The following is a 19,802-nucleotide window of genomic DNA, read 5'->3' as shown; positions in this document are numbered from 1 at the left end:
TGCCGCTGGCACTGCCCCGCCTGGGAAAAGTTCTTTGGTTCTTTTTTTCAAAAAAGAACCATTTCTTCCTACCCTACAAATCCTTCGCCATCGTCACGGCATCCCCGCCATTCGCGTAATAGCGCGGGCGGCGGCCGACGGGGCGAAACCCAGCGGCGGCATAAAGCGCGCGCGCGCGGGCGTTTGCCGCGGCGACCTCGAGAAACATCACCGCCGCGCCACGCCGCGCCGCCTCCGTCATGGCGGCGATGAGCAGGGCGCGGCCGAGCCCCTGCTGGCGGCGCGCGGGAATGACGGCAAGCGTTAGAATCTCGGCCTCACCGGCGATCGCCCGCGCGAGGATCATGCCGCCGCCTGGGGCGATCAGCGCGAGCGTGCCGGGCAGGCTGAGCTGAGTTGCGATCACGGCGGCATCCCAGCGTTCGGTGGGCGGAAAACATGCCGCGTGAATGGCGGCGAGGGCGCCAGTATGGGCGGGGGAGGCTGGCTCTATCTCTGTCATGCCGGCGGCGGGCGCAAGGCGGCGGCGATGGCGGCTGGCGGTTCGGCATAAACCGGCTGAGCGGCGCGCGGCGGCAGCCCCGCGGCGAGACGCCGAGCTGCGGCAGCGGCAACCAGCCGGGCCGCGGGTTCACACCCCATCCCGCTTTGGTACACTTTGATCCCGCGCGCGGTGAGCTGTTCGGCGACCAACGCCGCAGCCTCGCCAGCGAGGGTGACAGCACCGGGCGGCGCCGGCAGATGGGCAAGATCGAAGCGGCCTTGCGTGCCATCCACCCCGTCGATAAAGACGCCGCCGAGGCGATGGGGCAGGGCGACCCAGAACGCGCCGGCGGGTGGCGCCGGCATGGCTTCCGCCAAGGTCTCGGCGAGGGTGACGCCGGTGATCGTGGCGCCATGCCCGAGGGCGAAGCCCTGCGCGAGCGCGAGCGCGGCGCGCAGGCCGGTGAAGCCGCCTGGCCCGATCATCACCGCGACGAGATCGATGCGCCCCGGCGCCGCCGCGAGCGTTTCCGCGAGCAGGGTGGCGAGGACCGCGCTTTGTCCCCGCGCCGGCATCGCCACCCGCTCGGCGCACACCCTGCCCTGCTCGCTCAACGCCACCGAGCAAGTGGCGAAAGCGGCGTCGAGGCCGAGAATCCGCATCGCGGCCCCGCTCAGCGCGGGCTCAGCACCATGACCATCTGGCGGTTTTCCAGGCGCGGCATCTGCTCGACCTTGGTCGCGGCGTCCATATCGGCGCGGATGCGTTCCAGCACTTTCACGCCGATTTCCTGGTGCGCCATTTCGCGGCCGCGGAAACGCAAGGTGACTTTGACCTTGTCGCCTTCCTCGATGAAGGATTTCATCGCCCGTAATTTCACCTGATAGTCGTTTTCATCGATATTCGGACGAACTTTGATCTCTTTGATTTCGATAACTTTTTGTTTTTTCTTGGCTTCGTTTTTCTTCTTCTGGATTTCGTATTTGTATTTTCCGTAGTCGAGGATTTTCACTACCGGCGGATCGGCGTTGGGGCTGATCTCGAGAAGATCGAGGCCGACGGCATAGGCCCGGGCTTGCGCTTCGCGGGCGCTCATGACGCCGATCATCTCTCCGTTCTCGTCGATCAGGCGGACCTGGGGGTTGCGGATCTCCTCGTTGACGCGGGGGCCGTCGCGCGTCGGCGCGGCGGGCAGGGGGGGTCTGGCGATGGGTCACTCTCCTCTGGCTGTGACGGGGTAGGGTCTCTTACCGCGCCGAGTTTTGCCGAACCTGGCGGCGGCGATCAAGCATTACCGTTGCAATGCCGGCAATAGATCGGGTGGCGTCGCCTCGCGCGCAAGCCGTGCCACGGCGTCGTCGAGCACCAGCACCTCCTGCGCCGCGCCACCGAGCCGGCGCAGCGCAACCGTCCCGCTCTCCGCCTCCTTGCGTCCGACGACGATGAGGACCGGCACATGGGCGAGGCTATGGGTGCGCACTTTGGCGTTGATTTTTTCGTTGCGGGTGTCGCATTCGACGGCGAGACCGGCCTCGCGCAGACGCGCCGCGACTTCCTCGGCATAGGAATCGGCGTCCGAGACGATGGTCGCGACCACCGCCTGCACCGGCGCGAGCCAAAGCGGGAAGCGCCCGGCATGGTGCTCAATCAAAATGCCGAGAAACCGCTCGAAACTGCCCAAAATCGCGCGATGCAGCATCACCGGGCGATGGCGGGCGCCGTCTTCGCCGACATAATCGGCATCCAGCCGCTCGGGCAGCACGAAATCGACCTGCAAGGTGCCGCATTGCCAGTCGCGCCCGATCGCATCGCGCAGCACGAATTCCAGTTTCGGGCCGTAGAACGCGCCTTCGCCGGGATTGAGGGTGTAGGTGACGCCGGCGGTGGCGCAGGCCTCGCTGAGCGCCTGCTCGGCGCGGTCCCAGACGGCGTCGCTGCCGGCGCGGATCGGGGGGCGGTCGGAAAATTTCACCTGAAAATCGGGGAAACCGAAATCGCGATAGATTTGGCCGAGGAGTTCGACGAAACGCACGGTTTCCGCGGCGATCTGATCTTCGGCGCAGAAAATATGGGCATCATCCTGGGTGAAGGCCCGCACCCGCATGATGCCGTGCAGCGCGCCGGACGGCTCATAGCGGTGGCATGCCCCGAATTCCGCCATCCGGAGCGGCAATTCGCGATAGCTGCGCACCCCCTGGCGGAAGATCTGCACGTGGCAGGGGCAGTTCATCGGCTTCAGGGCGAGGGTTTTTTCCTCTTCCTCGACGGTTGCGATGAACATGTGCTCGCGGAATTTTTCCCAATGGCCGGAGGCTTCCCAGAGCGCGCGATCGACGAGCTGCGGCGTACGCACTTCCTGATAGCCGTTGGCGTCCAAGCGGCGGCGCATATAGGCCTCAACGCGGCGATAGAGCGCCCAGCCCTTGGGGTGCCAGAAGACGCTGCCGACCGCTTCCTCCTGGATGTGAAACAGATCCATCTCGCGCCCGAGCCGGCGATGATCGCGCCGCTCGGCTTCGGCGAGCTGCGTCAGATAGGCGTCAAGCTCCTTTTTGTCACGCCAGGCGGTGCCGTAGATCCGGCTCAGCATGGCGTTGCGGTGATCGCCGCGCCAATAGGCGCCGGCGACTTTCATCAGCTTGAAGGCGTCCCCGACATCGCCGGTCGTGCGCATATGCGGGCCGCGGCAGAGATCGACCCACTCGCCCTGGCGGTAAAGCGTGATCGTCTCGCCCGCCGGCAGATCGCGGATGATCTCCGCCTTGTAGTGCTCGCCACGCGCGGCGAAAAACGCGATCGCCGCCTCACGCTCCCAGACCTCGCGCACGAAGGGGGCGTTGGCGGCGATGATGTCGCGCATCTTGGCTTCGATCGCCGGGAAATCCTCGGGCGTGAAGGGCTCGGGGCGGGCGAAATCGTAATAAAAGCCGTTTTCGATCGCCGGGCCGATGGTCACCTGGGTTTCGGGATAGAGCGCCTGCACCGCCTCGGCCAGCACATGAGCGGCGTCATGGCGGATTAGGGTCAGCGCTTCCTCATCCCGGCGGGTGACGAACCGGATGGCGGCATCATGCTCGAGCGGGCGCGAGAGATCACGCGTCTCACCATCGACCACCACGGCGAGCGCCGCGCGCGCAAGGCCTGGCCCGATTGCGGCGGCGAGTTCGGCGCCGCTCGGGGCGTGGTCGAAATGGCGGACCGAACCATCGGGAAGGGTGAAAGCGGGCATGCCGGAATCCTGACTGGTGAGCGCGGAAAATCTATGGCCTCAGGGCAGCGCCGCCGCAACCCTCGCGACCGGGAGATCGGCGAGGTCGGCGGCGGCCAGGATCACCGGCCAACCGCCATCGGGATAGCGTGGCGCGGTGATGGCGGGATCGGAGGCGCTGGAAAACAAGACGATCGCCGGCCGCCCGAGCAGAGTTGCGAGATGCATCGGCCCGGTATCGTTGCCGATCACCAGCGCAGCGCCGGCGAGGACGGGGCCGAGATCGGCGAGTGTCGTGCGCCCGGTGAGATCGATCGTGGCCGCTGCCTGGGCACGAATTTCGGCGGCGAGCGGTGCCTCGGCGGCGCTCCCGATGACCAGCGGCGTCGTGCCACGGGCAGCGAGCAGGGCCGCGATTTCGCCAAAGCGCGCCGCGGGCCAGCGTTTCTCTGGCCGATGTGGTGCCGCACCGGGAGCAAGGACGGCGTAAGGCGGCGCAATCTCGGCCGGCTGCGCCCCGCCGGTCAGCCAGGCGAGTTCAGGTGCTGGAAACGTGCTGATTCCGGCCATCGCCAATTGCTCGCGCTGGCGCTCGCTGGTGTGCAGGAAGTCACGCCGCGGATTGGCGTGCGGCAGGGCGCAGCCAGGGGCGATGCCGGACCAGCGCGGCCGCCCGGCGAGCCAGAAATAGCGGCTGCTCCGCGCTGAGGTCTGTAAATCATAAACCAGATCGAAACCACGCAGCTGGCGGCGCAGCGCAGCCAGCCCGCGAAGGTTCCACCAGGCCGGGCGCGGGTCGAGACGGATCGCGTCAAACCACGGCGCGCGCGCGGCCAGGGCCGCAAACGGCGCGGTGGTGAGGAGGGTGATGTGATCGGCGGCGTGATGGCCACGAATCGCGGCAAACGGCGGAAAACTTTGGATGAAATCGCCGAGGGCGCCGAGCCGGATGACGAGGATGCGGCTCATCGCAGCAATTCCGCGTAGACGGCGAGGGTTGCCGCCTGCATCGCCGCCGTGGTGAAGCGCGCGAGGATCGCCTCGCGTGCCCGCGCGCCGAGCGCCGCGCGATCGGCCGGTGAAAGCGCGAGGGCCTCGGCAACCGCCGCCGCCAGCGCCCCGGGATCGCCAGGCGTGACCAGCCAGCCGGTCTCGCCGGCGCGGATGGTCTCGCGCGCGCCGCCATGATCGGCAGCGATGACCGGCCGCGCCATCGCTTGCGCCTCGATCACCGTGCGGCCGAAGGCTTCGGGGCGGGTGGAGGCATTGATGACGGCGTCGGCGAGGGCGTAGGCAGCGGGCATGTCGGCGCAATCGCCGGCGAAGATGACCCGTTTCTCGACCCCGAGCCGATGTGCTGCGTGGCGCAAGGCGTGGGCGAGCCGGCCGCGTGGATCGCCGCCGGCGAAGACCAAAACCGGATCGGGAGAGAGCCGCGCCAGCGCCGCGATCGCGACCGCGTGCCCTTTCCAGGCGCTGAGCCGCCCGGGCAGCAGAAGCACCGGCCGGCCGGGCGGCAATCCCCAGGCCTCGGCGAGCGCACGCTGACGGGCGAGACCGGGCGGGTCGGCGAGCGTCGCCGGATCGAACATCGCCGGATCGACACCGCGCGGGATGACGCGCAGCCGCCAAGGCTCGATCTGATAGCGCTCGAGGATGAGGGCGGCGATGAAGTCGCTGATCGCGATCACCCGCTCGCCGCGCGCCATGACGCTGTTATAGGCGCGTTTGCCGGGGAACGTCTCGGTGTAAGCGCCGTGATAGGTGGTGACGAGGCGGGTCGCGGCGCGGCTGCCGGCAAGCCAGGCCGACCAGGCCGGGGCGCGCGAGCGGGCATGGATCAGGGCGACGCGTTCGCTGGCCACGATCTCGGCGAGGCGGGCGGCGTTGCGCCAGATCGCGAACGGCGATTTGCGGGTAAGCGGCAGCTTGATGTGATGCCCGCCGGCCGCCTCGATCGCCGGCACCTGCCGCCCGCCGGCGGAAGCGACTAGGGCGACGCCGCCGGCGCGCGCGATCGCCGCCGTCATCTCGAGCGTGCCGCGCTCGACGCCGCCGGTATTGAGCGCCGGCAGCACCTGCAGGATCACCGCGCCGGCGGGAATCGGCGGAAACGGCTGCGCGGGCATCACCCGGGCCGGTAGAGGCAGCGCTCGCCGAGCGAGTCCCGGCAGATCGCGACGCTGACGAGACCGGGAAATTCGGGCGCCAAACGCCGCCAGACGAAGAGGGCGAGCCGCTCCAACGTCGCCGGCGCGAGTTCGGGGATTTCATCGAGAAAATGGTGATCGAGGCTCTCGCGCACCCGCGCTAGCGCTTGGGCGAACAGGCCGAGATCGACCAGCATGCCAGTCTCGTTGATCTCGCCGCCGATCGTCACCTCGGCGCGGTAGGAATGGCCATGGACGCGCCGGCTGGCCTCGGTCTCGATCGTCCGCGCCAGCGTATGCGCGGCCTCGAAACGGAATTCTTTGGTGAGCTGGAACATCAGGGAATGCCGATGAATTTATGGGTCTGCAGCGAGAGCCGCCAGCGCGGATGCGCGGCGATATAGGCGATCGCCGCTTCGATATGGCGGGCGAGGTCTGGCCCGTCCATCGGTTGGAGCAGGAAATGGCGGAAGGCGAGGCCGAGAAAGCGTTCCGGCGGCGCCTCGGGCTGCGGATAGACGAGCTTCAGCTCATCGCCGTGATCGAGCACCAGCGGTGCTGCGGCTTTCGGGCTCACGCAGACCCAGTCGATCCCGGGCGGGGCGGGGAGGGTGCCGTTGGTTTCGATCGCGATGGTGAAGTTTTCCGCATGCAGCGCCGCGATCAGCGCGGGATCGACTTGGAGCAGCGGCTCACCGCCGGTCAGCACCACGAACCGCCCCTCGCGTCCCGCCCGCCAGCGCGCGGCGATGGCGGCGGCGAGGGCATCGGCGCCGGCGAAGACCCCGCCGCCCTCGCCATCGGTGCCGACGAAATCGGTATCACAAAACCGGCACTGCGCCCATGCCCGGTCCTGCGCGCGACCAGACCAGAGATTGCAGCCGGCAAACCGGCAAAACACCGCAGCCCGACCGGCCTGAATCCCCTCGCCCTGAAGGGTGAAGAAAATTTCTTTGACGGCGTAGCGCGAGGGAGCGGGGATTTCGGCCATGGCGCCGGGTTTTACCCGCGCGTCGCGGCGGCGTCCATCAGCATGAGACGTGGCGCCGCGGCCTCACCGAGAGCGCACAAAGGCGCACACGGATTTCGCCCGGCCGGCGCTCAGATCGTCTCGGTATCGAGGGCGTAGCCGGCGGCGCGGACGGTGCGGACGAGGTCGGTCTCGTCGCCGACATTGAGCGCCTTGCGCAGACGCCGAATATGGACATCGACGGTGCGCGGCTCGACATGGATATCAACCCCCCAGACCGCATCGAGCAATTCCTCGCGCGAAAACACCCGGCGCGGATGCTGCATGAGGAAATCGAGCAGGCGGTATTCGGTCGGGCCGAGATGCACGGGGCGGCTGCCGCGATAGACGCGATGCGAGGCGAGATCCATGACGATGTCGTGGAATTCGCGGCGTCCCTTGCCGTTGCCGCCGCTCGCGCGGCGCAAGAGGGCGCGCATGCGGGCAAGCAACGCCTCCATGTTGAACGGCTTGGTGATGTAATCATCGGCGCCGGTATTGAGGCCGCGGACGGCGTCTTGCTCGTCGTTGCGCGCCGTTACCATGATCACCGGCAGGTCGCGGGTCGCGCTCGAGCGGCGGATCTGGCGGCAGACCTCGATCCCGGAAAGCGTCGGCAGCATCCAGTCGAGCAGCACGATATCGGGCTCGTGCTCGCTGATGCGGAGCAGGGCTTCCTGCCCGTCTCCCGCTTCCTCGACGGCGAAACCCTGTTTTTCGAGATTATAGCGCAGCATCGTCGCCAAGGCCGCTTCGTCCTCGACGATCAGTACTTTCGGCTTGGCGGGGTGGAAAACGCCTTCGGGCATGGCGTGGCTCCTTGATCGGGGCTGGTTCAGGATTGCGCGAGCCCGGCATAGGGCGAGTGTTCGCCCTTCGGCCGGGTTTCGGGCAGGGTTTCGCCGGTCGCGGTGTAGTGGACTTTTTCGGCGATGTTGGTCGCGTGATCGCCGATGCGTTCGAGATTCTTGGCGATGAACAGAAGATGCGTGCAGGGCGTGATGTTGCGCGGATCCTCGATCATGTAGGTGATGAGTTCGCGGAAAATGGTGTTATAGATGTCATCGACCGCTTGATCGGAGCGCCAGACCGCGATCGCCTTGGCGGCATCGGTCTCGCTCACCGCGTCGATCACCGCTTTCAAATTCTCCTGCACCATGCGCGCCATGTGGGCGATGCCGGTGAGGCTATAGGGCAACGAGAATTGCGCCAGCACCAGGCTGCGCTTGGCGACATTGGCGGCATAGTCGCCGATCCGCTCGAGATCGGAGGTGATTTTCAGGGCGGCAACGATCTTGCGCAGGTCATTGGCGACCGGCTGACGCAACGCGAGCAGACGAATGACGAATTGCTCGACCTCGCGCTCCAGGGCGTCGACACGGGGATCGATTTCGATCGCGCGCGCGGCGGCGGCGCCATCCTGGCCGACCACCGCTTGCGCCGCGAGCGCTGTCTGGCTCTCGACCAGCCCACCCATCTCGGCCATCAGATCGGCGAGGCGCTTTAGCTCCTGCTCGTAGCTTTTCACGATATGCCCCATGTTTTCAGACATGTTCACCCTCTGTCATGCCGCCCGCGCTCAGCCGAACCGGCCGGTGATGTATTCCTGGGTGCGGCGCTGGCGTGGCGCCGTGAAGATCTGCGCCGCGGGCCCGACCTCGACCAGTTCGCCGAGGTAGAAAAACGCCACCTGATCGGCACAGCGCGCCGCCTGCTGCATGTTGTGGGTTACGATGACGATGGTGAAATCGGATTTCAGCTCGTCGATCAGTTCTTCGATCTTGAGCGTGCTGATGGGATCGAGCGCACTGGTCGGCTCGTCGAGCAGGATCACCTCGGGGCGGATGGCGATCGAGCGGGCGATGCAGAGGCGCTGCTGCTGACCACCGGAAAGCGCGGTCGCCGGCGCGCGCAGCCGGTCCTTGACCTCATCCCAAAGGGCGGCGCGCGAAAGCGACCATTCCACCCGCTCATCCATCTCGGCGCGCGAAAGCCGCTCATGCAGGCGCGCGCCAAACGCGATATTGTCATAGATCGACATCGGGAACGGGGTCGGCTTCTGAAACACCATGCCGATCCGCCGGCGCAGCGTATTCACATCGACATCGGGGCTGATGATGTTTTCGCCATCCATCATCACCCGCCCGGTGGCGCGCTGGCCAGGATAGAGGTCGTACATGCGGTTGAGTACGCGGAGCAGCGTCGATTTGCCGCAACCCGAGGGCCCGATCATCCCGGTCGCCTGCCGGTCAGGAAGGGCAAGGGTGATGTTTTTCAGGGCTTCCGTCGTGCCATAGAAGAAATGCAGATTCTCGATCATGATCCGCGCTCCCGCCTCGCCGGCGGCGGCGAGGTCGGGTGTGGTCATGGCGGCGCTGGCATCCATCGGCGATCCTTTCATCGCTCGTCTCCCGCCACTCACGCTTTGCGTGGCCGCAGCAGGAGGCGCGAGCCCAGGCTGAGCAGAAGCACGAATACCGTCATCAGCAGCGCCCCCGCCCAAGCGAGCTGCTGCCAGGCGGGATAGGGGCTGAGCGCGAACTGGAAGATCACCACCGGCATGTTGGCCATCGGCCTGGTGATGTCGAAGCTCAGATACTGGTTGTTGAGCGCGGTGAAGAGGAGCGGCGCGGTCTCGCCGCTGATCCGCGCGATGCCGAGGAGAAGGCCGGTTAGCATCCCGGTGCGCGCCGCCGGATAAAGCACGAACAAGACCATCCGCCAGAGCGGCGCGCCGAGCGCGAGCGCTGCCTCACGCAGCGAAACCGGCACCAGCCGTAGCGTCTCGTCGGTGGTGCGGACCACCACCGGCAACAACACCATCGCCATCGCGACGGCGCCGGCGATGCCGGAAAAATGGCCGCTTGGCTGGACGATGATTTCATAGACGAAAAGGCCGGTGACGATCGAGGGTGCCGACAGCAGGATGTCGTTGACGAAGCGGACTGCCTCCGCGATCCAGCGCCGCCCGCCGCTTTCGGCGAGGTGGGTGCCGGCGAGAATGCCGATCGGCGCTCCGAGCAGCACCGCGAGCGCGGTCATCATCACGCTGCCGAGAAGCGCGTTGAGCAGCCCGCCTTCGCTCCCGGGCGGCGGGGTCATGCGGGTGAAAAGATGCGGGCCGAGGGCGGCGGCGCCATTGATAATGATGGTCGCGAGGATCCAGACCAGCGCGATCAGGCCAGCGAGCGTGGCCAGCGTGGCAAGCGAGAGCGCGAGCCCATTCACCGCCTGGCGGCGCAGCATCCGCGCTCCGCCCGCGCGCATCGTCGCTTTTTTGCTCATCGCGCGCTCTCCTCGGCGGTGAGCCGCGCGAGGAGCCATTTCGCCAGAGCAAGCACCACGAAGGTGATGGCAAAGAGAACAAAGCCGAGCGCGATCAGCGAAGAGCGGTAGATGTCGCTGTCCGCCTCGGTGAATTCGTTGGCGATCGCGGCGGCGATCGAGGTCGAGGGCATGAGCAGCGAGGCGCTGAAATCATGGGCGTTGCCGAGCACGAAGGTGACCGCCATGGTTTCGCCGAGGGCGCGGCCGAGGCCGAGGAAAATCCCGCCCATGACCGCGCTTTTGGTGTAGGGGAGCACCACCCGCCAGACCAGCTCCCAGCGCGTCGCCCCAAGCCCGAGCGCGGATTCGCGCAGAGCCTGCGGCACCAGGCGGAACACGTCGCGCATCACCGAGGAGATGAACGGCACCACCATGACGCCGAGAATGAGCCCGCCCGTCAGCATGCCGATGCCGAGCGGCGGGCCATCGAACAAAACGCCGAGCAGCGGCAGCGGCCCAAAGGCCGCGGTCAACGCCGGCTCGACATGATCGGCCATGAAGGGCGCGAAGACGAAAAGCCCCCACATGCCATAAATGATGCTCGGGATGCCGGCGAGCAGCTCGATCGCGCCGCCAATCGGGGCACGGAGCCAGACCGGCGCGACTTCGGTCAGGAAAAGTGCGATGCCGAAGCTGACCGGCACCGCCGTCAGCATGGCGATCGTCGAGGTGACCAGGGTGCCATAGATCGGCACCAGTGCGCCGAAATCGCGATGCACCGGATCCCAGGCAAGACCGGTGAGGAACGCCAGGCCGAAGTGCCGGAAGGCCGGCAGCGCCCCCCAGAAAATCGCCAGCGCCGCGCCTCCGAGCAGCGCTAGCACCATCACCGCGGCGCCGGCGAGGAGGATGCGAAACAGCCGATCGCCAAATGGGAGCCAGCGGCGCGCCGGGGCGTGCGTGCGCGGCAACGCGATCCCGCTCATCGAGGATGGTCCCGCTCGCGCCGCGCGCCCGCTGTCACGGCTGATTGGCCTGCCAATAGGCTTCAATGGCGGCGGTGAGGCTCGCCGGCAGCGGCACATAGGCGAGGGCCTCGGCGTCGGCGTCGCCATGGGCGAAGGCCCAGCGGAAGAAGTCGAGCGCCGCTTTGCCGGCCGGCGTCGCCAGCGCGGTGCGGTGGATCAGAATGAAGCTGGTCGCAGCGATGGGATAGGCATCGTCGCCCGGCGCATTGGTCAGCAACAGGTCGAAATCCGAGGTTTTGGACCATTCCGCGCTTGCCGCCGCCGCTTGGAACGAGACCTTGCCCGGTTCCGGATAGCGTCCGGCGGCGTTCTGGACCAAGGCGTAGGTCATCTTGTTTTGCAGGATATAGGCGTATTCGAGATAGCCGATCGACCCCTTGATCCGCTGGATATAGGCCGCAACCCCCTCATTGCCCTTGCCGCCGACGCCAGCCGGCCACGAGACCGAGGTGCCCTCGCCGATGCGGGCCTTCCATTCCGGGCTTACCTTGGCGAGATAATCCACCCAATTGAAGGTGGTGCCGGAGCCATCCGAGCGATGGACGACGGTGATCGCGAGCGCTGGCAGCGTGAGCCCGGGATTGAGCGAGACGATCTCCGGATCATTCCACGTCTTCACCCGCCCGAGATAGATATCGGCGAGCGCCGGCCCGGTCAGGCGCAGCGCTCCGGGCGCAACCCCGGGGAGATTGACCGCCGGCACCACCGCGCCGACGACGGCGGGGAATTGGAGCATCCCAGCCTCGTGCAAATCGGCGGGGGGAAGCGGCATGTCGCTCGCGCCGAACGTGACGGTGCCGGCTTTGATCTGCGCGATGCCGCCGCCCGAGCCGATCGACTGATAATTGATCTTGGCACCACCCTGCTTGCTGTAATCGTCCGACCATTTGGCGAGCAGAGGATAGACGAACGTCGAGCCGGCGCCGGTGATCGACTCGGCGGCGAAGCTCGGGGCAAACCCCGACATCAGCGCGAGCCCGAAGGCGAGCGCCGCGATGGCTGATTTCATAAGAACTCCTCATGGTCGGGGGACGCATCGGGCTGAACCGGCGGCAAATTAGGCGGCGATGGCGGCGTGATGATTGCAGTTTTATGAAGCTTTTGTGACATCGCGAGCATTGGCGGCGGATTTTATGACAAAACAGTGACATTCAGCGATTCAACGGCGGCCGCTCAACGGCGGCCAAACAGGCGCTCGATGTCGGTGCGGCACAGGCGGAGGAAGGTCGGGCGGCCATGGCTACAGGTCGCGGCGCGTGGCGTTGCCTCCATATCGCGCAGAAGGGCGTTCATTTCCGCCGCTTGCAGCCGCCGCCCGGCACGGATGCTGCCATGGCAAGCGAGACGCGCCAGCACCGCATCGAGCCGCGCGGCGAGCGAAGTCTGGGTGCCGCTGTCAGCGAGTTCGTCGGCGATGTCGCGGAGCAGCGGCCCTGGCTCCGGCGCCCCGAGTGCCGCCGGCAGGGCGCGGACCAGGATTGCGCACGGCCCGAAAGCCTCGATTTCGAGCCCGAGCTGTGCCAGCGCCGCGGCTTCGGCGAGAACCCGCTCGGCCTCCGCGGCTGAGAGTTCGACCACCGCCGGCAACAGCAGCGGCTGCGCGCGCACGCCGCCGGCCGCCCATTCACGGGCTAGGCGTTCTTGGGTCAGCCGCTCATGGGCGGCGTGCTGATCGACGATGACCAGCGCGCCATCGCCGGTGAGCGCCAGGATATAGGTCTCGAGCACTTGCGCGACCGCGGCGCCGAGCGGGTAATCGATCGTGGCTGCGACTGCTGCGGACTCGCGCACGGCGGAAGCTGCTGGCGGATCAGCGGCAGCGATCTGGCGCGCTGCCGGCGGCGCTGCAAGCGCGAGCATGGGTTCGGCGAACTGCATCGCCGCCATGGTCTCGGCGGCGGCGGCTCCCAAGCCGGAAGCGCCCGAGGGGGCATCGCCGGCGCGGGAATGGCCGAAGCGGGGCAGGCGGAGGCGGGCTGCCGACAGCGTTCCCGCCGGCGTCGCGAGTGTGGCGCGCAACGCCCCGATCACCAGAGCGCGCACCCCGGCGGGGTCGCGGAAACGCAGCTCGGTCTTCGCCGGATGGACGTTCACATCGACCTCATCGGCTGGCAGGTCGAGGATCAGGGCGGCCACCGGATGGCGCCCGGCGGGAATGACGTCGCGATAGGCGATGCGCAGCGCCGTGCGGAGCACCGGGTCGATCACCGGGCGGCGATTGACGATGAAATGCTGCAGCATGGCATTGGCGCGGGTGAGATGGGCGGCGCCAGCGAAGCCGGAGAGCCGCATCTCGCCGCGCTCGGCGGCAAGTGGCAGGAGATGGTCCGCGGCCGCCGCCCCGAACAGCGCGCCGACGCGGGTGGCGAGCGGCTCGGGGGGGCGCTCGAAAATCACCCGTCCATCGACTTCGAAGCGAAACCCGACGGCAGGGGCGGCGAGCGCCAGGCGTCGCGCGACGGCCTCCGCCGCCTCGGCCTCGCTGCGCGCCGATTTGAGGAATTTCCGCCGCGCCGGCGTCGCGAAGAAGAGATCGCGCACCACGACCTCGGTCCCCGGCGGGCCGGCGGCGGGAACCGGCTCGAAAACCCGCCCGCCTTCGACGCGGATGGTCATGGCGTGATCGGCGTTACCCGGGCGCGAGGTGAGAGAAAGGCGGCCGGCGGCGCCGATCGAGGGCAGCGCCTCGCCGCGAAACCCGAGCGTGGTGATGCGGATCAGCTGCTCATCGCCGAGCTTCGAGGTCGCATGGCGCGCGATCGCGAGCGGCAGATCGGCGGCCGCGATGCCGGCGCCGTCATCGGTGACGGCGATGCGGGCGACGCCGCCTTCCTCGATCGCGATGGCGATCCGCCGCGCCCCGGCATCGAGCGCGTTTTCGACCAACTCCTTGACCACCGCCGCCGGCCGCTCGATCACCTCGCCGGCGGCGATGCGATTGACCAGCGCCTCGGGCAGCAGGCGGATGCGGGGTGATGCCATGGCGGACTCTTACCCGATCGCGCCGCGAGGCAGAAGCCGCCTACAGGATGAACCGGCTGAGATCGCCGCGCGCGGCGAGCGGCGTCACCCGCTCGCGGACATACTCGGCGGTGATGGTGATGGTCTCGCCAGCGCGATCGGAGGCGGTGAAGCTGATCTCCTCGAGCAATTTTTCGAGGACGGTATGGAGTCTCCGGGCGCCGATATTCTCGATCCGATCATTGATATCGGCGGCGAGCTCGGCGAGCGCGTCGATCGCTCCGTCCTCGAACACCAGTTCCACCCGCTCGGTCGCCATCAGCGCCGCCGATTGCTTGAGCAGCGAATGCTCGGGCTCGGTCAGGATGCGGCGAAGATCGGCGCGGGTGAGCCCGGCGAGCTCGACCCGGATCGGCAGCCGCCCCTGCAATTCCGGCAGCAGATCGGAAGGTTTGGCGAGGTGGAAGGCGCCGGAGGCGATGAACAGGATGTGATCGGTCTTGGCCGGGCCGTATTTGGTGTTGACGGTGGTGCCTTCGATCAGCGGCAACAGGTCCCGCTGGACACCTTCGCGCGAGACATCGCCGCCGCGAAACCCGCCTTCGCTGGTGCGGGCGCAGATCTTGTCGATCTCGTCGAGGAAGACGATGCCGTTATTCTCGGCATGCGCCAGCGCGTCCTTGGCGAGGCGGTCATTGTCGAGCAGCTTGTCGGCTTCCTCGCGCAACAGCGCGCGGCGGGCCTCGGCGAGCTTCATCCGCCGCGCCTGCGGCTGGCGCCCGAGCATGCCCTTCATCATCTCCGAGAGATTGATCATTTGCCCCGGCGGCATGCCGGGGAGGTCGATCTGACCGATCGGCAGCCCGGGCGCCTCAGAAAGGCTGATTTCGATCTCTTTGTCCTCGAATTCGCCGTCGCGCAGGCGCCGGCGGAATTGGCTTCTGGTGTCGGCGGAGGCGCGTTCGCCGACGAGGGCGGTGATCAGGCGTTCCTCGGCGGCGAGTTCGGCCTTGGCCTCGACCTCGCGCCGCGAGGCCTCGCGCAGCATCGCGAGCGAGACATCGACGAGGTCGCGCACGATCTGATCGACATCGCGCCCGACATAGCCGACCTCGGTGAACTTGGTCGCCTCGACCTTGAGGAATGGCGACTGCGCGAGCTTCGCGAGACGGCGGGCGATTTCGGTCTTGCCGCAGCCGGTCGGCCCGATCATCAGGATGTTTTTCGGCACCACCTCTTCCCGCAGCGCCTCTGGCAAATGCTGGCGCCGCCAGCGGTTGCGGAGCGCAATGGCGACGGCGCGCTTGGCCTCGTTCTGGCCGACGATGAAACGGTCGAGTTCGGAGACGATCTCGCGCGGCGAATAGGTTGGCACCTCCATCAGCCGGCCTCCCCGATGGTCTCGATGATGACGTTGTGATTGGTATAGACGCAGATCTCGGCGGCGATCGCCATGGCGCGGCGGGCGATGTCTTCGGCGCTCAATCCCGGAATGTCGATGAGCGCGCGCGCCGCGGCGAGCGCGTAATTGCCGCCCGAGCCGATGCCGATGACGCCGTCCGAGGGTTCCAGTACGTCGCCATTGCCGGTCAAGGTAAAGCTCCGTTCGGCGTCCGCGACCGCCATCATCGCCTCCAGCCGGCGGAGATAGCGGTCGGTCCGCCAATCTTTGGCGAGTTCGACGCAAGCACGCTCCAACTGGCCGGGAAAGCGTTCGAGCTTGGCCTCGAGCCGTTCGAGCAGGGTGAAGGCATCGGCGGTGGCGCCAGCGAAACCGGCGAGCACGCCGCCCGAGGGGCCGATGCGCCGCACCTTGCGGGCATTGGCCTTGATCACCGTCTGGCCGAGGCTCACCTGGCCGTCACCGGCCATCGCGACGCCGCCTTTGCCGCGAACGCAAAGGATGGTGGTGCCATGCCAGCCGACGGGATCATGGGGGGAAGGGTTCTGGGTCATGGCCGGCTAAATGGCGCGGCCGGCGAGGGCGCACAAGCCCGGACCTGGCCGCGGGCTGGTCAAACCCGCCATGCCGGCCCAGAATGACGCGAGAAGGGGGAACGCGATGACCGAGGGAAAGCACGAGGAGACGCGTCTCGCGATCACCGCGCGGCTCGACCGGCTACCGGCGACGAAAACCATCTGGCGCCTGGCGGCGCTGCTTTCGATCGGCGGTATGTTCGAGTTCTATGATCTTTTCTTCACCGGCTATGTCGTGCCCGGGCTGGTGCGGGACGGGCTGCTCGCCCATGTCCGGGTCGGGATTTTCACCGGCCCCGCGGCTTTCGTCGCCGCGACCTTCGGCGGCCTCTTTCTCGGCACCATCGGCTTCGGCTTCGTCGCCGACCGGTTCGGCCGCCGGCCGATCTTCACCGCCGCGCTGCTTTGGTACAGCCTCTGTACCGCGATCATGGCGTTTCAACAGACGCCCGCCGGGCTGCTCGTCTGGCGCCTCATCGCTGGCATCGGCATCGGCATCGAGCTGGTGACCATCGACACCTATCTCGCCGAGCTGGTGCCGAAAGACGTGCGCGGCCGCGCTTTCGCTTTCAACCAGGTGATGCAGTTTTCCGCCGTGCCGGTGGTAGCCCTGCTTTCGTGGCAATTGGTGCCGCGCACGGTGTTTGGCCTCTCCGGCTGGCGGGTCGTTGTTTTGATCGGCGCGCTTGGGGCCGTCGTCGTCTGGCTGCTTCGCCGCGGTCTTCCGGAAAGCCCGCGCTGGCTCGCGGGACAGGGGCGCTTGGCCGAGGCCGAGCGGATCACCGCCGCCCTGGAAGCGCGGGTGATCGCCGATCGTGGCGGCGCGGCACTGCCTTTGCCGCTGCGCGATGCCATCGAGGAGGTCGCGGCTCCCGGGCATTTCGCCGAAATCTGGCGCCCACCCTATCGCGCGCGCACCATCATGCTGGTGGTGTTCCAGTTCCTCCAGACCATCGGGTTTTACGGCTTCGCAAGCTGGGTGCCGACGCTGATCGCCGAACAGGGCATCGCGATCGGCCATAGCCTGCTTTATGCCTTCGTGATTGCGATCGCCAACCCGTTCGGCCCGGCGCTCGGGCTTGTCTTCGCCGACCGCATCGAGCGCAAATGGCAGATCGTCTTCGCGGCCCTCGGAATCGCCGCCGCCGGCCTTGCGTTTGCCGCCCAGCGCACCATTCCCGGCCTTATTGTCTGCGGCGTCCTCCTCACGCTGGCGAACAATATTCTCTCGTTTTCCTTTCACGCTTATCAGAGCGAGCTTTATCCGACGCGGGTGCGGGCGCGCGCCGTCGGCTTCGTCTATTCCTGGAGCCGGTTATCGGCGGTGTTCGTCAGTTTCCTTATCGCCGCTCTCCTTCATCTCGGCGGCGTGCCCGCGGTGTTCGTGTTCATCGCCGCGGCGATGGCGGGGGTGATGATCGCGATCGGTGTCTTTGGCCCGGCGACCGGCGGGCGGCAATTGGAGGCGATTTCGCCGGATTGACAAGCAAGGCGGGACGCGAAACCCTGGGTCGGAGAGGAAACCCATGATGTCCGCCGGCCAGAAATTTCGCGCTTTGCTCGCAGCCCCCGGCCTGCTCACGCTGCCCGGCGTTTACGATGGCATTTCCGCGCGGCTCGCTGAAAAGGCGGGATTTTCTGCCCTCTACATGACCGGCTATGGCGTTGCCGCCTCCGCGTTTGGCCTCCCCGATGCCGGCCTGGTTTCGGGCAGCGAGATGCTCGATCGCGTGCGCATGCTGGCTGGCGCGGTTTCGCTGCCGTTCATCGCCGATGGCGATACCGGCTATGGCGGTTTGCTCAATGTCGATCGCACCGTGCGCCTCTATGCGCGGGCGGGGGCGGCGGGGATTCAGATCGAGGATCAGGAATTTCCCAAAAAATGCGGCCACACGCCGCATCGCCGGGTGGTTGCTGCTGCCGATGCCGAACGAAGGGTGCGCGTGGCCGCTTGCGCCCGTCCCGATCGCGATTTCCTCATCGTCGCCCGTACCGATGCCGCCGGCGTTTTGGGGCTTGATGAGGCGCTCCGGCGCGGCGAGCGGTTTCTCGAAGCCGGCGCCGATATCCTGTTTATCGAGAGCCCGGAAAGCCTCGAGGATCTCCGCCGCGTCGGCGAGACGTTTCGCGGCGTGCCGCTGCTCGCCAACATGGTCGAGGGCGGGCGGACGCCGGTGCTCGCCGCCGCCGACTTGCAGGGGCTCGGCTTCAAGATCGCGCTTTATCCCGCGACCGGGTTCCTCGCGGCCGCTCTGGCCCTGGCCGGCGCCTATCGTACGCTTGCCGAAACCGGGTCGAGCCAGGGGGCGGCGCTTTATTCCTTCGCCGCGATGAATGCCCTGATGGGGTTCCCGGCGGTGTATGATTTCGAAAAAACCTGGAGCGAGACGGAGGACAAACGATGAGCGGCAAGGATCGGGTCGCCTTGGTGACGGGGGCGGGGAGCGGCGTCGGCCGGGCTTCGGCGCGGGCGCTGGCGGAAGCCGGCTTCGTCGTGGCGCTCGCCGGGCGCCGGCGCGCGGCGCTCGAGGAGACAAAGGCGCTACTCCCGCCCGGGCGCGGCCTTGTGATCCAAGCCGATGTCGCCGACCCCGCCTCGGTTTCGGCGTTGTTTGAGACGATCGGGCGGGAATGCGGCCGGCTCGATCTTTTGTTCAACAATGCCGGGATCAATGCCCCCGGCGTGTTGCTCGAGGATCTCGCCTATGAGGATTGGACGAAGGTGGTCGCGATCAATCTCACCGGGGCGTTTCTCTGCGCCCAAGCGGCGTTTCGCATGATGAAGGCGCAGAGCCCGCAAGGCGGCCGGATCATCAATAACGGCTCGATTTCGGCGCACGCGCCGCGCCCCAACTCGGTCGCCTATACGGCAACCAAGCACGCGATCACCGGGCTCACCAAATCCCTCTCGCTCGACGGCCGCAAATACGACATCGCCTGCGGCCAGATCGATATCGGCAATGCCGAGACCGAAATGGCGGCGCGCATGAAGCACGGCGTCATTCAGGCCGATGGCCGCATCGCCGCCGAGCCGCTGATGGATGTCGAGAACGTCGCCCGTTCGGTCGCATTCATGGCGAGCTTGTCGCTCGACGCCAATATTCAGTTCCTGACCGTGATGGCGACCAAGATGCCGTTCCTCGGGCGCGGCTGAGAGGCGTCAAGGGCCCGCGCCGCCGCCGGAAGCGATCATCCTGCGCCCAGGAAGACGAGACTTTATTTCTCAAACAAATTTATTGAAAAACCGTGTGGTTTCACCTACGGTTTGTCTTGTAATGACAACAACTTAACCGTGAATGATGTAGGTTTGCGCCCGCGAAACGAGCTGGACGCACGCATTTGCCTCTTGCGGTTGAGCGTTTTCAAGGTCGTGCGCGTTTTTGGCTTGAGGCTGCGGGAGGCACATCGTGACGGCGTCTGAAACGATCACCAGTACGGTCTTCTTCGACTTTAGTGGCACCTCCATCGACGTTGCCAGTGACCTCGAAATCACCGTCAGCAGCGCCCCCGGCGTCTATGCCGGCCCGAGCACGAGCAGTGTTGTGCTCACCAATAGCGGCACCATCATCAGCGGCGGTGATCCCGCGGTCGCTCTCCGCGATGGCGGCAGCGTCACGAACGATGCCGGCGGCACCATCTCGGGCAATGCATACGGGGTGCTCATCAGCGGCGCGGCCGGCACCGTCACCAATAGCGGAGACATTGACGGCACCTCTAG

At 67.0% G+C, this 19,802-nt stretch carries 21 protein-coding genes; 4 read left to right on the top strand and 17 right to left on the bottom strand.

Annotation, left to right across the window (positions count from 1 at the left end; genetic code table 11):
• Positions 1–73: 73 nt before the first annotated feature.
• The 17 genes from ACP5M5_RS04195 to hslV form a co-directional block, all read right to left on the bottom strand.
• The gene (locus tag ACP5M5_RS04195) at positions 74–502 is read right to left on the bottom strand and encodes a GNAT family N-acetyltransferase (protein ID WP_427935737.1); all 429 of its coding nucleotides are present in this window, start codon (positions 500–502) and stop codon (positions 74–76) included.
• Positions 499–1,146, bottom strand: coding sequence for a tRNA (adenosine(37)-N6)-threonylcarbamoyltransferase complex dimerization subunit type 1 TsaB (gene tsaB / locus ACP5M5_RS04190; RefSeq protein ID WP_427935736.1), 648 nt, complete (start codon positions 1,144–1,146; stop codon positions 499–501). The genes ACP5M5_RS04195 and tsaB overlap by 4 nt, the downstream gene beginning before the upstream one ends.
• 11 nt (positions 1,147–1,157) lie before the next feature.
• A complete protein-coding gene (gene infC, locus ACP5M5_RS04185) occupies positions 1,158–1,679 on the bottom strand; it encodes a translation initiation factor IF-3 (RefSeq protein WP_114911715.1) in 522 nt (173 codons plus the stop codon).
• A 96-nt stretch (positions 1,680–1,775) separates the two neighbouring features.
• Entirely contained in the window at positions 1,776–3,713 is a 1,938-nt protein-coding gene (gene thrS / locus ACP5M5_RS04180) for a threonine--tRNA ligase (protein ID WP_427935735.1), read from the bottom strand.
• 39 nt (positions 3,714–3,752) lie between these two features.
• Entirely contained in the window at positions 3,753–4,661 is a 909-nt protein-coding gene (locus ACP5M5_RS04175) for a glycosyltransferase family 9 protein (protein WP_427935734.1), read from the bottom strand.
• Positions 4,658–5,821 (bottom strand): glycosyltransferase family 4 protein, encoded by a 1,164-nt coding sequence (locus tag ACP5M5_RS04170; protein WP_427935732.1) that lies wholly within the window; start codon positions 5,819–5,821, stop codon positions 4,658–4,660. Before ACP5M5_RS04170 ends, ACP5M5_RS04175 begins: the two co-directional genes overlap by 4 nt.
• Positions 5,821–6,180 carry a 6-pyruvoyl trahydropterin synthase family protein gene (locus ACP5M5_RS04165; protein ID WP_427935730.1) on the bottom strand — a complete coding sequence of 120 codons (360 nt, stop codon included), beginning with the start codon at positions 6,178–6,180 and terminating at the stop codon, positions 5,821–5,823. Before ACP5M5_RS04165 ends, ACP5M5_RS04170 begins: the two co-directional genes overlap by 1 nt.
• Positions 6,180–6,833, bottom strand: coding sequence for a 7-carboxy-7-deazaguanine synthase (queE, locus tag ACP5M5_RS04160; RefSeq protein ID WP_427935729.1), 654 nt, complete (start codon positions 6,831–6,833; stop codon positions 6,180–6,182). The genes ACP5M5_RS04165 and queE overlap by 1 nt, the downstream gene beginning before the upstream one ends.
• 110 nt (positions 6,834–6,943) lie before the next feature.
• Positions 6,944–7,660 (bottom strand): phosphate regulon transcriptional regulator PhoB, encoded by a 717-nt coding sequence (gene phoB / locus ACP5M5_RS04155; RefSeq protein ID WP_427935728.1) that lies wholly within the window; start codon positions 7,658–7,660, stop codon positions 6,944–6,946.
• A gap of 26 nt (positions 7,661–7,686) precedes the next feature.
• A complete protein-coding gene (gene phoU, locus ACP5M5_RS04150) occupies positions 7,687–8,403 on the bottom strand; it encodes a phosphate signaling complex protein PhoU (protein WP_427935727.1) in 717 nt (238 codons plus the stop codon).
• A gap of 27 nt (positions 8,404–8,430) precedes the next feature.
• Complete coding sequence (gene pstB / locus ACP5M5_RS04145; RefSeq protein WP_114913733.1) at positions 8,431–9,219, bottom strand: phosphate ABC transporter ATP-binding protein PstB; 789 nt, start codon at positions 9,217–9,219, stop codon at positions 8,431–8,433.
• Positions 9,220–9,269: 50 nt separating this feature from the next.
• The gene (gene pstA / locus ACP5M5_RS04140; protein ID WP_427935726.1) at positions 9,270–10,136 is read right to left on the bottom strand and encodes a phosphate ABC transporter permease PstA; all 867 of its coding nucleotides are present in this window, start codon (positions 10,134–10,136) and stop codon (positions 9,270–9,272) included.
• The gene (pstC, locus tag ACP5M5_RS04135; RefSeq protein WP_427935725.1) at positions 10,133–11,104 is read right to left on the bottom strand and encodes a phosphate ABC transporter permease subunit PstC; all 972 of its coding nucleotides are present in this window, start codon (positions 11,102–11,104) and stop codon (positions 10,133–10,135) included. Before pstC ends, pstA begins: the two co-directional genes overlap by 4 nt.
• Positions 11,105–11,138: 34 nt before the next feature.
• Positions 11,139–12,155, bottom strand: coding sequence for a phosphate ABC transporter substrate-binding protein PstS (gene pstS, locus ACP5M5_RS04130; protein ID WP_427935723.1), 1,017 nt, complete (start codon positions 12,153–12,155; stop codon positions 11,139–11,141).
• Positions 12,156–12,319: 164 nt separating this feature from the next.
• A complete protein-coding gene (gene mutL, locus ACP5M5_RS04125) occupies positions 12,320–14,128 on the bottom strand; it encodes a DNA mismatch repair endonuclease MutL (protein WP_427935721.1) in 1,809 nt (602 codons plus the stop codon).
• A gap of 40 nt (positions 14,129–14,168) precedes the next feature.
• Positions 14,169–15,488 (bottom strand): ATP-dependent protease ATPase subunit HslU, encoded by a 1,320-nt coding sequence (gene hslU / locus ACP5M5_RS04120; protein ID WP_427935720.1) that lies wholly within the window; start codon positions 15,486–15,488, stop codon positions 14,169–14,171.
• Positions 15,488–16,063: an ATP-dependent protease subunit HslV gene (gene hslV / locus ACP5M5_RS04115; RefSeq protein ID WP_427935719.1), complete on the bottom strand. Its 576-nt coding sequence runs from the start codon at positions 16,061–16,063 to the stop codon at positions 15,488–15,490. Before hslV ends, hslU begins: the two co-directional genes overlap by 1 nt.
• A gap of 106 nt (positions 16,064–16,169) precedes the next feature.
• Between hslV and ACP5M5_RS04110 the strand changes: the two genes are divergently transcribed.
• The 4 genes from ACP5M5_RS04110 to ACP5M5_RS04095 form a co-directional block, all read left to right on the top strand.
• A complete protein-coding gene (locus tag ACP5M5_RS04110; RefSeq protein WP_427935717.1) occupies positions 16,170–17,567 on the top strand; it encodes an MFS transporter in 1,398 nt (465 codons plus the stop codon).
• Positions 17,568–17,610: 43 nt separating this feature from the next.
• Positions 17,611–18,489 carry an isocitrate lyase/PEP mutase family protein gene (locus ACP5M5_RS04105; RefSeq protein WP_427935715.1) on the top strand — a complete coding sequence of 293 codons (879 nt, stop codon included), beginning with the start codon at positions 17,611–17,613 and terminating at the stop codon, positions 18,487–18,489.
• Entirely contained in the window at positions 18,486–19,238 is a 753-nt protein-coding gene (locus ACP5M5_RS04100; protein ID WP_427935714.1) for an SDR family oxidoreductase, read from the top strand. Before ACP5M5_RS04105 ends, ACP5M5_RS04100 begins: the two co-directional genes overlap by 4 nt.
• A 253-nt stretch (positions 19,239–19,491) precedes the next feature.
• The coding region (locus ACP5M5_RS04095; RefSeq protein WP_427935713.1) for a hypothetical protein at positions 19,492–19,802 on the top strand (311 nt) is incomplete at its 3' end.

The organism is Acidibrevibacterium sp., assembly GCF_049965395.1.
In the GTDB taxonomy this organism is placed as follows: domain Bacteria; phylum Pseudomonadota; class Alphaproteobacteria; order Acetobacterales; family Acetobacteraceae; genus Acidibrevibacterium; species Acidibrevibacterium fodinaquatile.
The sequence above is the reverse complement of the archived record's forward strand: the minus strand, read 5'-3'. Positions and strand labels throughout refer to the sequence as shown.

Excerpts from the sequence above, each read along its gene's own strand:
- ACP5M5_RS04195 (WP_427935737.1), bottom strand. The coding sequence starts at position 502 with ATGACAGAGATAGAGCCAGCCTCCCCCGCCCATACTGGCGCCCTCGCC.
- tsaB (WP_427935736.1), bottom strand. The coding sequence starts at position 1,146 with ATGCGGATTCTCGGCCTCGACGCCGCTTTCGCCACTTGCTCGGTGGCG.
- thrS (WP_427935735.1), bottom strand. The coding sequence starts at position 3,713 with ATGCCCGCTTTCACCCTTCCCGATGGTTCGGTCCGCCATTTCGACCAC.
- ACP5M5_RS04175 (WP_427935734.1), bottom strand. The coding sequence starts at position 4,661 with ATGAGCCGCATCCTCGTCATCCGGCTCGGCGCCCTCGGCGATTTCATC.
- ACP5M5_RS04170 (WP_427935732.1), bottom strand. The coding sequence starts at position 5,821 with ATGCCCGCGCAGCCGTTTCCGCCGATTCCCGCCGGCGCGGTGATCCTG.
- ACP5M5_RS04165 (WP_427935730.1), bottom strand. The coding sequence starts at position 6,180 with ATGTTCCAGCTCACCAAAGAATTCCGTTTCGAGGCCGCGCATACGCTG.
- queE (WP_427935729.1), bottom strand. The coding sequence starts at position 6,833 with ATGGCCGAAATCCCCGCTCCCTCGCGCTACGCCGTCAAAGAAATTTTC.
- phoB (WP_427935728.1), bottom strand. The coding sequence starts at position 7,660 with ATGCCCGAAGGCGTTTTCCACCCCGCCAAGCCGAAAGTACTGATCGTC.
- phoU (WP_427935727.1), bottom strand. The coding sequence starts at position 8,403 with ATGTCTGAAAACATGGGGCATATCGTGAAAAGCTACGAGCAGGAGCTA.
- pstB (WP_114913733.1), bottom strand. The coding sequence starts at position 9,219 with ATGACCACACCCGACCTCGCCGCCGCCGGCGAGGCGGGAGCGCGGATC.
- pstA (WP_427935726.1), bottom strand. The coding sequence starts at position 10,136 with ATGAGCAAAAAAGCGACGATGCGCGCGGGCGGAGCGCGGATGCTGCGC.
- pstC (WP_427935725.1), bottom strand. The coding sequence starts at position 11,104 with ATGAGCGGGATCGCGTTGCCGCGCACGCACGCCCCGGCGCGCCGCTGG.
- pstS (WP_427935723.1), bottom strand. The coding sequence starts at position 12,155 with ATGAAATCAGCCATCGCGGCGCTCGCCTTCGGGCTCGCGCTGATGTCG.
- mutL (WP_427935721.1), bottom strand. The coding sequence starts at position 14,128 with ATGGCATCACCCCGCATCCGCCTGCTGCCCGAGGCGCTGGTCAATCGC.
- hslU (WP_427935720.1), bottom strand. The coding sequence starts at position 15,488 with ATGGAGGTGCCAACCTATTCGCCGCGCGAGATCGTCTCCGAACTCGAC.
- hslV (WP_427935719.1), bottom strand. The coding sequence starts at position 16,063 with ATGACCCAGAACCCTTCCCCCCATGATCCCGTCGGCTGGCATGGCACC.
- ACP5M5_RS04110 (WP_427935717.1), top strand. The coding sequence starts at position 16,170 with ATGACCGAGGGAAAGCACGAGGAGACGCGTCTCGCGATCACCGCGCGG.
- ACP5M5_RS04105 (WP_427935715.1), top strand. The coding sequence starts at position 17,611 with ATGATGTCCGCCGGCCAGAAATTTCGCGCTTTGCTCGCAGCCCCCGGC.
- ACP5M5_RS04100 (WP_427935714.1), top strand. The coding sequence starts at position 18,486 with ATGAGCGGCAAGGATCGGGTCGCCTTGGTGACGGGGGCGGGGAGCGGC.